This window comes from Sphingomonas sp. SORGH_AS_0438 (assembly GCF_031453475.1).
Taxonomy (GTDB): domain Bacteria; phylum Pseudomonadota; class Alphaproteobacteria; order Sphingomonadales; family Sphingomonadaceae; genus Sphingomonas.
On sequence record NZ_JAVIZS010000001.1, the window covers coordinates 3250076 to 3263792 of the forward strand.

12 protein-coding genes are annotated in these 13717 nt (G+C 70.7%); 5 read left to right on the forward strand and 7 right to left on the reverse strand.

What is annotated here, in order from left to right:
- Positions 1–63 precede the first annotated feature (63 nt).
- The gene (locus QE452_RS15280; RefSeq protein WP_309659392.1) at positions 64–1305 is read left to right on the forward strand and encodes a phosphatidylserine/phosphatidylglycerophosphate/cardiolipin synthase family protein; all 1242 of its coding nucleotides are present in this window, start codon (positions 64–66) and stop codon (positions 1303–1305) included.
- Positions 1306–1455: 150 nt separating this feature from the next.
- The gene (locus QE452_RS15285) at positions 1456–2121 is read left to right on the forward strand and encodes a DsbA family protein (protein WP_309659391.1); all 666 of its coding nucleotides are present in this window, start codon (positions 1456–1458) and stop codon (positions 2119–2121) included.
- Here QE452_RS15285 and QE452_RS15290 read toward each other — a convergent pair.
- Both QE452_RS15290 and QE452_RS15295 read right to left on the reverse strand, forming a co-directional pair.
- Positions 2091–2273, reverse strand: a complete 183-nt coding sequence (locus QE452_RS15290; RefSeq protein ID WP_125994840.1) for a YbdD/YjiX family protein — start codon at positions 2271–2273, stop codon at positions 2091–2093. The genes QE452_RS15285 and QE452_RS15290 overlap by 31 nt on opposite strands.
- Positions 2270–4324 (reverse strand): carbon starvation CstA family protein, encoded by a 2055-nt coding sequence (locus QE452_RS15295; RefSeq protein ID WP_309659390.1) that lies wholly within the window; start codon positions 4322–4324, stop codon positions 2270–2272. The genes QE452_RS15290 and QE452_RS15295 overlap by 4 nt, the downstream gene beginning before the upstream one ends.
- A 94-nt stretch (positions 4325–4418) precedes the next feature.
- On the opposite strand from QE452_RS15295, the gene cobU reads away from it, so the two are divergent.
- Genes cobU through QE452_RS15310 form a run of 3 tightly spaced genes read left to right on the forward strand, consistent with a single transcriptional unit; the run spans position 4419 to position 6706 of the window.
- On the forward strand, positions 4419–4934 hold the full coding sequence (cobU, locus tag QE452_RS15300; RefSeq protein ID WP_309659389.1) for a bifunctional adenosylcobinamide kinase/adenosylcobinamide-phosphate guanylyltransferase: 516 nt from the start codon (positions 4419–4421) through the stop codon (positions 4932–4934).
- Positions 4931–5431 (forward strand): GNAT family N-acetyltransferase, encoded by a 501-nt coding sequence (locus QE452_RS15305; protein ID WP_309659388.1) that lies wholly within the window; start codon positions 4931–4933, stop codon positions 5429–5431. The genes cobU and QE452_RS15305 overlap by 4 nt, the downstream gene beginning before the upstream one ends.
- A gap of 42 nt (positions 5432–5473) precedes the next feature.
- Entirely contained in the window at positions 5474–6706 is a 1233-nt protein-coding gene (locus QE452_RS15310) for a histidine-type phosphatase (RefSeq protein WP_309659387.1), read from the forward strand.
- Here the strand turns inward: QE452_RS15310 and QE452_RS15315 are convergent.
- Genes QE452_RS15315 through QE452_RS15335 form a run of 5 tightly spaced genes read right to left on the reverse strand, consistent with a single transcriptional unit; the run spans position 6703 to position 13593 of the window.
- Entirely contained in the window at positions 6703–7236 is a 534-nt protein-coding gene (locus QE452_RS15315) for a GNAT family N-acetyltransferase (protein ID WP_309659386.1), read from the reverse strand. The genes QE452_RS15310 and QE452_RS15315 overlap by 4 nt on opposite strands.
- On the reverse strand, positions 7233–7805 hold the full coding sequence (locus QE452_RS15320) for a 4'-phosphopantetheinyl transferase superfamily protein (protein WP_309659385.1): 573 nt from the start codon (positions 7803–7805) through the stop codon (positions 7233–7235). Before QE452_RS15320 ends, QE452_RS15315 begins: the two co-directional genes overlap by 4 nt.
- On the reverse strand, positions 7802–11818 hold the full coding sequence (locus QE452_RS15325; RefSeq protein WP_309730340.1) for a Pls/PosA family non-ribosomal peptide synthetase: 4017 nt from the start codon (positions 11816–11818) through the stop codon (positions 7802–7804). Before QE452_RS15325 ends, QE452_RS15320 begins: the two co-directional genes overlap by 4 nt.
- Before the next feature lie 45 nt (positions 11819–11863).
- Complete coding sequence (locus tag QE452_RS15330) at positions 11864–12829, reverse strand: glycosidase (protein ID WP_405052772.1); 966 nt, start codon at positions 12827–12829, stop codon at positions 11864–11866.
- Positions 12826–13593: an SDR family oxidoreductase gene (locus QE452_RS15335; RefSeq protein ID WP_309659383.1), complete on the reverse strand. Its 768-nt coding sequence runs from the start codon at positions 13591–13593 to the stop codon at positions 12826–12828. The genes QE452_RS15330 and QE452_RS15335 overlap by 4 nt, the downstream gene beginning before the upstream one ends.
- Positions 13594–13717 lie beyond the last annotated feature (124 nt).

Consider the following 13717-nt stretch of genomic DNA (forward strand, 5'->3'; position numbering starts at 1 on the left):
GCCGAGCGCCCGAAATCATGACGGTCCCGGATCGACCGGGGCGCTGATGCGTAGAACATCATCATGACGCTCGCCATCGCCCCTTTGGCCGATCGCCCGCGCGCCGCCGCTCGCATTCCGGTGACGCCACCCACGGCGCGGCCCGAACAACCGGTCTTCACCGTCGACGGCAACCGCCTGACCCTGCTCGACACCGGCCCGCGCCGGCTGGACGCGCTGGTCGAGCTGATCGACTCGGCGCGCCGCTCGCTGCGCGTCCTCTATTATATCTATGCCGATGACGGCGCGGGGCGGCGGGTGAACGACGCGCTGATCGCCGCCGCCCGGCGCGGGGTCTCGGTCGCCTTGCTGATCGACGGGTTCGGCAGCGACGACACGCCCGACGACTTCTTCGCGCCGCTCAGCGAGGCGGGGATCGACCTCTGCCGCTTCGCGCCGCGCTTCGGCCGGCGCTATCTGCTGCGCAACCACCAGAAGCTGGCGCTCGCCGATGCGGAGACACCCGAGCAGGCGCGGATCATCATCGGCGGCTTCAATGTCGAGGATGATTATTTCGGCACCGTCGCCGAACAGGCCTGGCGCGACCTGGGCCTGCTGGTCGAGGGGCCGGCGGCGGCGCGGATGGGCGACTATTTCGACGCGCTGCACCAGGCGACCAAACACCCCAAGCTGCGCGTCCGCCCGCTCAACAAGATCCTGGCCCGCTATAGCGAGACGCAGGGCGCGCTGCGCTGGCTGATCGGCGGGCCGACGCGCAAATTGTCCCCCTGGGCGCGGACGGTGCGCGACGACATGGCGCGGGGGCGGTGCATCGACATGATCGCCGGCTATTTCCTGCCCAGCCCGCTGCTCCTGCGCCGGATCGAGCGTGCCGGCCGCGACAGCCACCGCGTCCGCGTCGTCACAGCCGCCCGGTCCGACAACAACGCCACGATCGCGGCGGCACGCTTCTCCTATGCCGGTCTGCTCCGCCGCGGCGTGCAACTGTTCGAATATGCGCCGACCAAGCTGCACACCAAGCTCTATGTGATCGACGACGCCGTCCATATCGGCTCGGCCAATTTCGACATGCGCAGCCTGTTCATCAACCTGGAGCTGATGCTGCGGATCGAGGACCGCGCCTTTGCCGACCATGTCCGCACCTATGTCGATGGCGAGATCGCCGAGTCGAACGAGGTCACGCTGGACGGGTACAAGGCCGCGACCGGCTGGTGGCAGCGCGCCAAGCAGTTCGGCGCCTATCTGCTGCTCGCCGTCGTCGACCCCAGCGTCTCGCGGGGCCTGAATTTCGGGATCGACGAATGAGGGCGGACGGCGTCCTGCCAGGCGGATGACGGGGCCGATCTCTGCACGCGGAGGCGCGGGGCGACCGCCGGGACCGAGACAGCCTCTGCCTGCTCCGCGCCGCTACGCGAACCGGTCTTCCATCGCCCTTCCATCGACCGTGGCAACGCCATGCCCGGCGTGATCGCCCGCCGCGACCTGATGCTGCTCATCGGGATGGTCGCGGGCGGCTGGACCGTGGGGAAGCTGATCGCCCACCCGCCCGAGGAGGCGCGGCAAGCCGGCGACGATCCGGCGGTGCAGGCGATTCTGGACGACCGTGCCACCCCGTCCATCGGCCCGGTGAGCGCCGACCTGGTGATGCAGGTCTTCACCGACTATCGCTGCCCGGCCTGCCGGCGCGCCGATCCGGCGATGCACCGGGCGGTCGCGGCCGATGGCCGGGTCCGGCTGGTCTATCGCGACTGGCCGATCTTCGGCGACGTCTCACGCCGCGCGGCACGGGTCGCCTTGGCATCGGGGTCGCTCTATCCGGCCGTCCACCGCGCGCTGATGGCGGAGCCCCGCGCATTGACCGATGCCGTGTTGCGCGACGCCGTCACGGCCGCGGGGGGCGAGTGGAATCGGTTGCGCGACGACCTGGAGCGACAGCGCCTGTCGATCGACGCCCGGCTCGACACCAATGCCCGCGCCGCCGCGACGCTGGGGCTGCAAGGCACCCCCGCCTATCTGGTCGGCCCGCTGATCGTCACCGGCGCGATGGATGCGGATGGCTTCGCCCGCATCTTCGACCAGGCGCGATCGGCTCAGCAGCAGCGCCCGCCGCCGCTGCCGTAACGCGCCTGCTGCCGGTCGCGGAAGAAGGCGGCGCGGGTCATCGGCGGCCGATCGGGATGATGCGCGGCCATGTGCCGGCAATAGGCGTCGTAATCGGGCATCCCGACCATCAGCCGCGCCATCTGCGCCAGCCGGGCGAACACCCGCTTCATTCCGCCGCCGCCAGCGTCATCGCCGGCGGCACCTCGGTCGCGCTCGGCCGGGGCAGCGCGCGGGCGGCAAGGCAGGTCCGGACCGCGAAGACCAGGATCGCCGCCACCACCGCCAGGAACAGCGCGCACAGCCCGGCATCGATCCGGTCGTTCATCACGATCCGCTGCATGTCCTGGAGCGACTTGGCGGGCGCCAGCACCTCGCCCCGCGCCGCCGCCGCCGCGAAGCGCGCGGCATGGGCGAGGAAGCCGATCTTCGGATCGGGGTGGAACAGCTTCATCAGCCCGGCGGTGCCGGTGCACAGCAGCAGCCAGGCCGCCGGCACCATCGTCACCCAGGCGAACCGCTCGCGCTTCATGCGGAACAGCACGACCGTCGCCAGCATCAGCGCGACCGCCGCCAGCATCTGGTTGGAGATGCCGAACAGCGGCCAGAGCGTGTTCACCCCACCCAGCGGATCGGTGACGCCCTGATAGAGGAAGAAGCCCCAGGCCGCGACGCACAAGGCGGTCGCGACCAGCCCGGACGCGCCCTTCCCCTCCCGGAAGCGCGGGCTGGCCAGGCCGATCAGGTCCTGGAGCATGAAGCGGCCGGCGCGGGTGCCGGCATCGACCGCGGTCAGGATGAACAGCGCCTCGAACAGGATGGCGAAGTGATACCAGAAGGCCTTCATCGCCGCGCCGCCGACCGCGTGGCTGAAGATCTCCGCCATCGCCACCGCCAGCGTCGGCGCGCCGCCGGTGCGGCTGATGATCGTCGCCTCGCCCACGTCGCGCGCGGTCTGCGCCAGCGTGGCGGCGGAGACCGGATAGCCCATCGCGGTCACCGCCGCCGCCGCGCTGGCGGGATCGGTGCCGAGCAGCGCGGCCGGCGCGTTCATCGCGAAATAGACGCCGGGGTCGAGGATCGACGCCGCGACCAGCGCCATGATCGCCACCGCGCTTTCCATCAGCATCGCGCCATAGCCGATGAACGGCGCGTCCGCCTCGCTGGCGATCAGCTTGGGCGTGGTGCCGCTGGCGATCAGCGCGTGGAAGCCCGACACCGCGCCGCAGGCGATGGTGATGAACAGGAAGGGGAAAAGCGGCCCCGCCCAGACCGGCCCCGCGCCCGTCGTGGCGAAGGCGGTGAGCGCCGGCATGCGGAGCGGCGGCGCCATGATCACGATGCCGATCGCCAGCGCGGCGATCGCCCCGATCTTCAGGAAGGTCGACAGATAGTCGCGCGGGGCCAGCAGCAGCCAGACCGGCAGCACCGAGGCGACCGCGCCATAGACGATCAGGATGAAGCAGAGCTGGACCGGCGTGAAGGTGAACATCGGCGCGAGGACGGGATGCAGCGACACCCATTGCCCGGCGAAGATCGCACCGATCAGCCCGACAAAGCCGAGCAGCGACACCTCGCCGATCGCGCCGGGGCGGACCCAGCGGGTATAGGCGCCCATCAGCATCGCCAGCGGCACCGTCGCCGCCACCGTCACCATACCCCAAGGGCTTTCGGCCAGCGCGCGCACCACGATCAGCGCCAGCACCGCCAGGATGATGACCATGATCATGAACGCGCCGGTCAGCGCGATCGTGCCGGCCACCGCGCCCATCTCCATGCGGATCAGTTCGCCCAGCGACCGGCCGTCGCGGCGCATCGAGATGAACAGCACGGCGAAATCCTGCACTGCGCCGGCCAGCACCACGCCCGCCAGGATCCATAGGGTGCCGGGCAGATAACCCATCTGCGCCGCCAGCACCGGCCCGACCAGCGGCCCCGCCCCCGCGATCGCCGCGAAATGATGGCCGAACAGCACGCGCCGGTCGGTCGCGACATAATCCAGCCCGTCGGCGCGGCGCACCGCCGGGGTCGCGCGCGCCGGATTAATGCCGAACACGCGGCCGGCGATGAACTTGGCATAATAGCGATAGGCGATCAGATAGACCGACAGGGCCGCCGCAACGATCCACAAGGCGTTGATCTGCTCGCCCCGGGCGGATGCCACCACGGCCAGGCAGGCCGCACCGACCAGCCCCAGGATGATCCACGGCCAATGCTTGTTCATATGCCCCCTCATCGCTTGTCGCGCCCGGTCTAGCCGGCCATGACGGCCAAGGCGAGGCTTTGTAGAAGGCAGGGGCAGAGACGGGAATGGCGGGATGACGGAGCGCGTGACCCTGGTGCTGGGCGGCGCACGATCGGGCAAGAGCCGGCGCGCGCAGGCGCTGGCCGAGGCGGCGGAGGCCGGGCGGCGTGTCTTCATCGCCACCGCCCAGGCCTTCGACGCGGAGATGCGCGACCGGATCGACCGGCACCGCGCCGATCGCGACGGACGCTGGCAGACGGTGGAGGCGCCGCTCGATCTCGCCGCCGCGATCACCCGCGCCGATGCGCCGGACGCGCTGCTCTTGGTCGATTGCCTGACGCTCTGGACCTCCAACCTGCTGCTCGCCGACCGGCCGCTCGACCCGGCGCTGGACGCGCTGTGCACCGCGCTGGCCTCGGCCCATGGGCGCGTGGTGCTGGTGTCGAACGAGGTCGGCTGGGGCATCGTCCCCGACAATGCGCTGGCGCGCCGGTTCCGCGACCTGGCGGGCCTCGTCAACCAGCGCGTCGCCGCCGCCGCCGACCGGGTCGAACTGGTCGTCGCCGGCCTGCCGATGGTGTTGAAATGACCGACGACGCGCCGCTCCGCATCCGCCCGCTGCGGCCGCAGGATCACGCCGCGCTGCCCGCCATCCTGATGCCGGTGATCCGCGCGGGCGACACCTATGCGCTCGATCCGGGAATGAGCGAGGCGGCGGCGCTGGCCTATTGGTCGGGCCCGGACAAGACCGGCTTCGTCGCGGAGCGCGCGGGGCGTATCCTCGGCACCTATTATCTGCGCGCCAACCAGGCGGGCGGCGGCGCGCATGTCGCCAATGCCGGCTATATGACCGCCACCGATGCCGGCGGACAGGGCGTGGGCCGGGCGATGGCGGAGCATTCGCTGGTCCAGGCCCGAGCGATGGGATTCCGGGCGATGCAGTTCAACTTCGTGGTCAGCAGCAACACGCGCGCGGTGCGGCTGTGGCAGGCGCTCGGCTTCGCGACCGTCGGCACGGTGCCGGGCGCGTTCCGCCGGCCAGACGGCGTGGAGGTCGACGCGCTGGTGATGTTCCGCCCGCTATAGGGCGTCACGAAACTGTCCGATCCGCTGGGTAACGGCCGCGCCATGCCCCGCTTGCTCCGTCGCCTGCCGCTCCTGCTCGCCGCCCTCGCCGGCTTGTCGCCCCCCGTCATGGCCGCGCCCGTGCGCACCGGCCTGGTCCTCGACCGGGCGGTGGTGCTGATGCGCCACGGCGTCCGCGTGCCGCTCGACGGCGAGGTGCCCGCCGACACAAAAAGCGCTGCACCCTGGCCGCGCTGGCCGCTACCCGAGAGCCGGGTGACGCCGCATGGCGCGCAGGCGATGACGCTGCTCGGCGCGTTCGACCGCCGCCGCTGGGTCCAGGCCGGGCTGGTGCCCGCCACCGGCTGTCCGCGCGGCGGCATGGTGCGAATCCACAGCAACACCGCGATCCGCACCATCCAGAGCGGCGAGGCCTATGCCGCCGGCCTCGCGCCCGGTTGCCCGATCATGGTCGATCACCTGGCGGAGGATCAGGCGGACCCGCTGTTCGAGCCGCTGCGCGCCGGCGCCACCGCCTTCGACGCGCGCGCCGCCGTCGCCGCGATCGACCGCTATACCGGCGGCATGGCGGCGCTCGCCGATCGCCATCACCCCGATATCCGGCTGCTCGACCGGGTGCTGGATTGCGGCGATCCGCGGGGCTGCACCGGCGGCGGGGCGCCCGCGCTTCGCCCCTCGGCGGACGGGCGCGGCATCGACCTGTCGGGACCGATCCGCAGCACGTCGGGCATCGCGCAGGTGCTGCTGCTGCAATATGCCGAGGGGATGCCGGCGTCCCAGGTCGGCTGGGGCCGCGCCGACGCCGCGACGATCGCGCGGCTGGGCAGGCTGCACGCCGCCCTGTTCGACGTGTTCACCCGCTCCCCCTATATGGCCGCGCATCAGGCCTCGGCGCTGGGCGACCATATGCTCGGCGCGCTGACGCGGAAGGACGGGCCCGCGCTCGACCTGCTGGTCGGCCACGACACCAACGTCACCGCGCTGGGTGCGGCGCTCGGCGTCGATCTCGCCGCGCCCGGCTATGCGCTGAACGACGTCGCCCCCGGCGGCGCGATCCTGCTGGAGCGGTATCGCGACCCGCGATCGGGCGCGCTCTATGTCCGCGCCGCCTATCAGGCGCAGCCGCTGGACGCCCTGCGCACGCTGTCGCCCGAGGTGACGGTGACGCCGCTGACGGTGAAGGGCTGCGCCACGCTCTGCCCATTGCCGCGCTTCGAACGCCTGCTCCGCGCCCGCCTCGCGCCGCTGGTCGCGCGGCCGGCGCCGGGACGTTAAAGCCGCCCGACCGCGTCCCGCGCCGCCGCCAGCGCCGCGTCGCGCTGCATCGTCAAGGCGGCGGGCGACGTGGCGGCGAGATCGAAGCGGAGCTCGTGCATCGTCATGCCCGAGCGATAGCCCTGCGGCCACACCGCCGTCTCCTGGAACCCGCAGCGGCGGAAGAAGGGCGCGACCTGGGGCGAGGTATCGACGGTGACATAGCGGGTCGGCGGGTCGGCGCGGGTCGCGACGTGCCGCAACCGCTCGAACAGCAGCAGCCGGCCGAGGCCGCAACCATGATAGCGGCGCGCCGCCATGCCCCAATATAGCAGCGCCTTGTTATAATGGTCCCAGACCTCATAGCCGCCGAACGCCGCCGCGACGCCGCCCACCGTGACGACGAAGGCAGGGCCGTCCGGCTCGTCCAGCGTCTCCTCCAGCCAGGCGCGGTCGCCCGCCCCGAAATAATCGTCGGCATTGCCGTCGAAGATCGCCAGCACCGCAGCGCGATCGGTGTCGGCATAGGGGCGGACATCGAGGTCAGTCATGCGGCGCTCCAGCAGGCGAGGGTCTCGATCGCGTCGCCGGTGTCGCGCGTCCAGCAGTCGGAGCGCCCCTCGCAGTGCGCCGTGGCGCGGGTGGCATCGATCAGCCGCGTGTCGATCGCCTCCGGCGCGAGGCGGCGGGGGGTGCCGACCAGCTTGGCATGCGCCTCCTTGATCGTCCAGCGGCGCAGCCACGCGCGCGGTTGTCCGGCGGCGGGGATCCGGCGCAGGTCGTGCGCCTCCCGTTCCGTCAGCATGTCCCAGAGCGGCGGCGCATCGTCGACCAGTTCGCGATCGACCGCGATCGGCTGTCGCGCCGCGCCGATCAGGCCATGGTCGCCCCGCCCCGACAGGCCGATATGCCAGCCCGGCGGATGCGCGACATAGGGCGCACCCGCCGCATCGCGGGCGAGGTGGACGGCCGCCGCCGCCTCGCCCGTCAGCCGGGCGAGCAGCGCCGCGACCAGGGGCTGGCGTCGCCCCCGCCCCGGATCGGCGACCCGCCACGCGACCGGCGAGGCGCGGTCCCAGTCCAGTCCGTCGAGCGGGCCGTCATGCCAGATCGGTGTCATGCGCCCCCGGTGACGATCCGCGCCGGGCTGCCCTCCCAATTGGTGCCGTCGGGCAGCGACTCGCCCTTCATCACCACCGACAGGTCGCCGAGCTGCGCGTCGGCGCCGACTTCCGCGTCATAAAGGACGATGGCGAGCGAGCCGATCGTCGCGCGATCGCCGACCGTGATCGCGCCGACCTTCATCACCCGATCCTCGAACAGATGCGTCTGGAGGCCGGCATAGTCGTTGAGCGCGACATCGTCGCCGATCGTGACCAGGTCGTGCTCGGTCAGGTCGGTGGTGTCGATATAGCAGCGCTTGCCGATCTTCGCGCCCATCAGGCGGAGATAGAGGCCGATCCACGGCGTCCCCCGCAACGGTTCCAGCAGGTTGGCGACCGCCAGATTCTCATAGGTCGCGGTGACCAGCTCGGTCCGCCAGACGAAGGTGCTCCACAGGGGCGCGGTGGTCGCGGTGTAGCGGCCCACCACCAGCCATTTGAGCGCCAGCACGAACGCCCCGCAGGCGAGGCAGAACGCCATGTAGAGGAAGGGGAAGGTGGACACGATCACCAGCCCGCCCCGCTCCAGATCGTCCAGGTCACCGACGACCGAGAGCAACAGGCTGAAGAACACCAGGAAGGCGGTGAGCGACAGGGTGGTGCGGATCGCCTCGATCGACAGGCGGGTGGCGATCAGCCCGCGCGACGGATTGAAGCGCGCCCCCTCGTCGAACATCGTCGCGACCTGGCGCACCGGCAGCTTGAAGGCGGGCGAGCCGAACCAGGTGCTGCCCTGTTCCAGCGCCAGCGCCGGATCTTCCGGCGGCTTGGACAGGACGCCGATCAGCACCTCGTCGCCGATCTGCGCGCCGCTCGGCAACAGTGCCGAATTGCCGATGAAGCTGCGCCGGCCGATCTTGGTATGCGCCAGTTCGATCGTGCCGTGCCCGATCTTCGCCGCGCCGAAGATGACCGAATCGGCGATGAAGCTTTCCGGCCCGATCTCGACCAGGTCGGGGACGATCGCGCTGGCGGTCGAGATCTCCGCCCGCCGGCCGACCTTCACGCCCAGCGCCCGGTACCAGGGGATGACATAGAGGGTCGCAAAGATCGGGTGCAGCAAGCGCAGCGCCAGGTCGTTGATCTGCTTGACCATCCAGTAGCGGACGTAGAACCAGCTCTCCAGGCGGTAGACGCCCGGCGACACCCGCCCCAGGATCAGCCGCTTGGCCAGCACGGTCAGCACGCACATCATCACGACATAGGTGACGGCGAGCAGCGGCGAGACGAGGACATAGGCATAGCCGGTCGTCGCCCAGTCGAGCTCGATCAGCGCGATCAGCCCCGGCGCGATCGGCAGGATGGCGAGGATCGGCAGCAGCAGCGCCCCCAGCAACAGGCCGAGCGACGGCCCCAGCCCGCCGGTCTTGCCCGCCACCGCGCCCGGCTCGACCATCGCGGCGAAGCGGGCGGGCGATCCGGTCCAGCGCTGGCGCGCCGGCACCACCATCTCCGCCGGCAGGGCCGACATGTCGTCGAGGATCGCATCATCCTCCAGCCGTGCTTCGCGCCCGACCACCGCCTGCGACCCGACGAACACCCGGTCGCCGAGCGTCACCCGGCCCAGCTGCAGCAGCCCGCGCTCAACCGAACTGGTCGCCATCACCGCCTGGTCGCTGACGATCGAATCGTCGCCGCAGGCGAACAGGTCGGCGGTGTCGATCACCCCGGTGCCCAGATAGGCGCGCTTGCCGATCCTGGCCCCCAACATCCGGTAATAGCCCCGGATCATCGGCGTACCGGCGATATAGGGGGTGGCGGTCACCGCGATGATCCGGCGCACCAGCCACCAGCGGAAATAATAGCTGCCCCAAAGCGGGTAATCACCCGCCTTGAACCGCCCGACGATCAGCCATTTCGCCGCGATCGACAGGAACATGGACGCGACCGGCACGACGGTGAAGAACAGCGCGCTCAGGATCAGCGCATCGATGCGGCTCATCCGCGCGGCCAAATGCGTATAGGCGATATAGGGCGTGAACCATTGCAGGCCCGCCAGCGTGTAGATCGGGATCAGCGCCAGCGTCTGCGCCGCGACGCACAGCCAGCGCTTCCATTCCGGCACGCGGTGGAAGCTGTCCTCCGTCAGCAGCGCGATCGGCGCCGCGCCGCCGATCCGCTCCGCCAGCGCGCGGATGGAGGGCGCGGCATAGACATCCTCCAGCGACAGGCCCTCCAGCCCCGGCACCTTGCGCGCCGCCGAGACGAGCCGCGCCGCCTTGAGCGAATGGCCGCCCAGATCCTCGAACAGATCGTCCAGCACGGAGACGGGCTGCGGCGCGAACGCCTCGGCCCAGATGCGGTGGAGCGTCGCCTCCATCGGCGTCGCCGGCGGCTCGACCGGGCGGCCGGTGTCGATCGTGATCTCCGGCTTGACCAGCGCCTTGCGGTCAACCTTGCCCGAGGCGGGCAGCGTCGGCAGCGCGGCCATCATCTGATAGGCGGCCGGGCGCATATAGTTGGGCAGGCGTTCGGTGACCCGCGCCCTGACGTCCGCGACATCGACCGTCTCGCCGCCGCGCGCGACGATGAAGGCGGCCAGGAATTCCGCGCCGTCCGCATCGTTGAACAGATGCACGACCGCCTGCGCCACGCCCGGCGCCTCGCCGATCACCGCCTCGATCTCGGCGAGTTCGACGCGGAAGCCGCGGATCTTCACCTGCGTGTCGATCCGCCCGACGAAATCGATATCGCCCGCCGCGTCCAGCCGGACGAGGTCGCCCGATCGATAGATCCGCTCCGGCCCGCCCGACACGGTGTCGAACGGCGTCATCGTGAACTTCTCGGCGGTCAGGTCGGGCCGGTTGACATAGCCGACGCCGACGCCGGGGCCGCCGATCACTAGCTCGCCCTCCTGCCCCGCCTCGACCGGCTGCAACGCCGCGTCGACGATCCAGGCGGTATAGCCGGGCAGCGGCTTGCCGATGGTGATGCGCTGGCCCGGCTGCACCTCGGTCCAGGTCGCGGTCACCGAGGTCTCGGTCGGGCCATAGGTGTTGAGCAGCCGCAGGCCCGGACGCGCCAGCCGGCGCGGCAGGTCGGGCGGGCAGGCCTCGCCGCCCATGTTGATCAGGCGGAGCGTCGGCACCGGATGTTCGACCAGCGCGATCAGCGAGGGGACGACATGCCAGATCGTCGTCCGCTCCGCCGCCAGCGCGATCGCCACGTCCGGGCCGCTGCTCGCCAGCGATTCGGTCGCGACCAGCAACGTCGCGCCGACGAAGAAGGCGCTCCACATCGTCTCGACCGACATGTCGAACGCCAGGCTGAACCCGCCGAACACGATATCGGCCGGGTCCAGCGCCAGGATCGCGCTTTCGGAACGGACCAGGTGGCAGGCATTGGCATGGGTGATCATCACCCCCTTGGGCCGCCCGGTCGTGCCGGAGGTGTAGATGATATAGGCCAGGTCCTGCGGGTCGGCGCCCGTCACGTCGCGCGGCAGCGGCACGGGCGGCTCGGCGGCCAGGTCGCCCAGCTCCGCATCGATCGCCAGCGTCCGCCCGCCGATCTCGCCCGCGCGCGCGGCGACCGTGATGGTCAGCGCCGCACCGCTATCCTCGACGATGAAGGCGATCCGGTCCTGCGGATAGCCCCAGTCGACCGGCACATAGGCGGCCCCGGCGCGCAGCACGCCCAGGATCGCCATATACTGGTCCAGCCCGCGCGGCAGGCACAGCACCACCCGGTCGCCCTTGCCGATGCCCATGCCGCGCAACCGATGCGCCAGCGACAGGCTGCGCCGGGCCAGCATGTCATAGGTCCATTGCGTGGCCCGGCCATATTCCTCGTCCGCGCCGATCAGCTTCAACGCGACGGCCTGGGGATGGTCGCGCATGGTCGCGTCGAACAGCTCGTGCAGCAGTTCGTCGCGCGCATAGGGTGCCTCGGGCCGCAATTCGGGCGCGGGCGCGATCGGCGCGTGGATCGTGGGCGGAAGGTCGGTCGGGGGCGGCGTTTCCGCTGGCATCGGCTGGACGGTCCTGTGGATCGAGTATGACGGGTGACGGCGCGCCTAGCTGCGCCGGATCAGCGCCCGGGCGAGCCGCCGGTCCTCCAACGAGTAATAGAGCCAGATTAAGCAATCTTCGACAACCACCGACGCGGCGAACGCGATATCGGTCGCGCCGCGATCGTCGGCCGGCGGCGGCGTGACCAGCGGCTGGATGCCCCGCGCCACGACCCGCGTATAGTGTTCGTCGAACGCCACCCAGCCGATCCGCCAACGCGCATCGCGAGTCGCGCCATTGTAGAACATCACCGGCCGCGCCGGATCGTCGGTCAGAAGCGGCCCGGTGGAGAGATGCCAGTCGTCCCAACTGTCCGCGCGCGGCATGAAGGGCGTGGGCTGTTCGTCCCACGGCCCCGCCACGTCCGCGCCGATCGCCAGCCCGATGCGCGACGCATCATCGGCCGCATATTCGTAGAACAGCCGCCAGCGCCCGTCCGCGGTACGATCGACCGTCGCCTCCTTGGTATTGCCTTCCGACTTGGAGGAGGCAAGCGCGACGCCGCTCTTCACCAGCCGGTCGAGCGACGGGCCGGCGGCATAGGAGAGTTCGCCATGCGAATGGTCAGCCAGCACGCCAGAATAATAGACGATGTACCCGTCCGGCCCCCGCACCACGGTCGGGTCCTCGACGCCGCCGGCATCGTGATCGCCCGGCCCCGGCACGATCGAGGGGGCGTCCAGCATCGTGAAGTGGCGGCCATCGTCGCTCCACCCGGACCAGATCACGCCGGTATCGGTCATCGTCTCGCCCGGCTTCACCACCGCCCGGACCATCAGGCCCCAGCGGCCGTCCGGCTCGCGCCAGACATAGGGGCTCATCAGGTCGCGGGCCATCAGCGCGGGCGGGCCGTCCAGCGTCACCTCTTCGATCCGCTTGACGTTGAAGTCGAGGTCCGGCGGCGCGTCGACGACGGCATCCTTGCGATGCGGGTCGGCGATCGACTCCGTCGCGTTCGTCGGCATGCTCATGCGCCCAGCGCCTGCATCAGCGACAGGCCGCCATCGATGACGATCCGCGCCCCGGTGATGTAGCGCGCCTGGTCGGACGCCAGGAAGACGGCGAGATCCGCCACCTCCGGCGGTTGCCCGGCGCGGCCGAGCGGGATGTTCTGCTCCAGCGTGCGGCGATAGGCGTCGTCGCTTTCGGCGCGCGCGTTCATCGGGGTCAGGATCATGCCGGGTTCGATCGCATTGACGCGGATGCCGCGCGGAGCTTCCTCGATCGCCAGCGTCTCGACCAGGTTGGACAGGCCGCCCTTGGCCGCGCAATAGTCCGCGCCACCCGCGCGCACCGCATAGGCGTGGATCGAGGAGATGTGCAGGATCGCGGCATCGCCCTTCGCCGGCCCGCGCCCGGTCAGGAAACGGCGCGAGGTCAGAAACGCGCCGGTCAGGTCGGTGTCGAGCAGGCGCCGCCACTGCGCCAGCGTCATGTCGCGCACCGTCACCCCCGACATGTTGAGCCCGGCCGAATTGACCAGCACCGCCGCCGGTCCCCAGGCGGCCTCCACCGCCGCGAAGGCGCGGTCGACCGAGGCCTCGTCATCGACATGCGTCTGCACGGTCATCGCCGTGCCGCCCGCCTTGGTCACCGCCGCCGCCGTGGCGTCGGCCGCCGCCTGGTCCTGATAGAAGAGGATGGCCACCCGCGCGCCCGTCGCGCCGAATGCCTCCGCGCAGGCCGCGCCGATTCCCGACTCGGCCCCCGTCACGATCACGGTCCGCTCCACCACCCATCTCCTCCTTCAACCGTTGATCCCGCGCAACGAAGCCTGATCGACATTGGTTCACCGGAAATCCACCGATTGCGCGGATGTTGAACATTTCGTCATGATGTTCAGGCCCACAGACGAAGCC

Coding starts and splice junctions, on each gene's coding strand:
- QE452_RS15280 (WP_309659392.1), top strand. CDS start 64: ATGACGCTCGCCATCGCCCCTTTGGCCGATCGCCCGCGCGCCGCCGCT.
- QE452_RS15285 (WP_309659391.1), top strand. CDS start 1,456: ATGCCCGGCGTGATCGCCCGCCGCGACCTGATGCTGCTCATCGGGATG.
- QE452_RS15290 (WP_125994840.1), bottom strand. CDS start 2,273: ATGAAGCGGGTGTTCGCCCGGCTGGCGCAGATGGCGCGGCTGATGGTC.
- QE452_RS15295 (WP_309659390.1), bottom strand. CDS start 4,324: ATGAACAAGCATTGGCCGTGGATCATCCTGGGGCTGGTCGGTGCGGCC.
- cobU (WP_309659389.1), top strand. CDS start 4,419: ATGACGGAGCGCGTGACCCTGGTGCTGGGCGGCGCACGATCGGGCAAG.
- QE452_RS15305 (WP_309659388.1), top strand. CDS start 4,931: ATGACCGACGACGCGCCGCTCCGCATCCGCCCGCTGCGGCCGCAGGAT.
- QE452_RS15310 (WP_309659387.1), top strand. CDS start 5,474: ATGCCCCGCTTGCTCCGTCGCCTGCCGCTCCTGCTCGCCGCCCTCGCC.
- QE452_RS15315 (WP_309659386.1), bottom strand. CDS start 7,236: ATGACTGACCTCGATGTCCGCCCCTATGCCGACACCGATCGCGCTGCG.
- QE452_RS15320 (WP_309659385.1), bottom strand. CDS start 7,805: ATGACACCGATCTGGCATGACGGCCCGCTCGACGGACTGGACTGGGAC.
- QE452_RS15325 (WP_309730340.1), bottom strand. CDS start 11,818: ATGCCAGCGGAAACGCCGCCCCCGACCGACCTTCCGCCCACGATCCAC.
- QE452_RS15330 (WP_405052772.1), bottom strand. CDS start 12,829: ATGAGCATGCCGACGAACGCGACGGAGTCGATCGCCGACCCGCATCGC.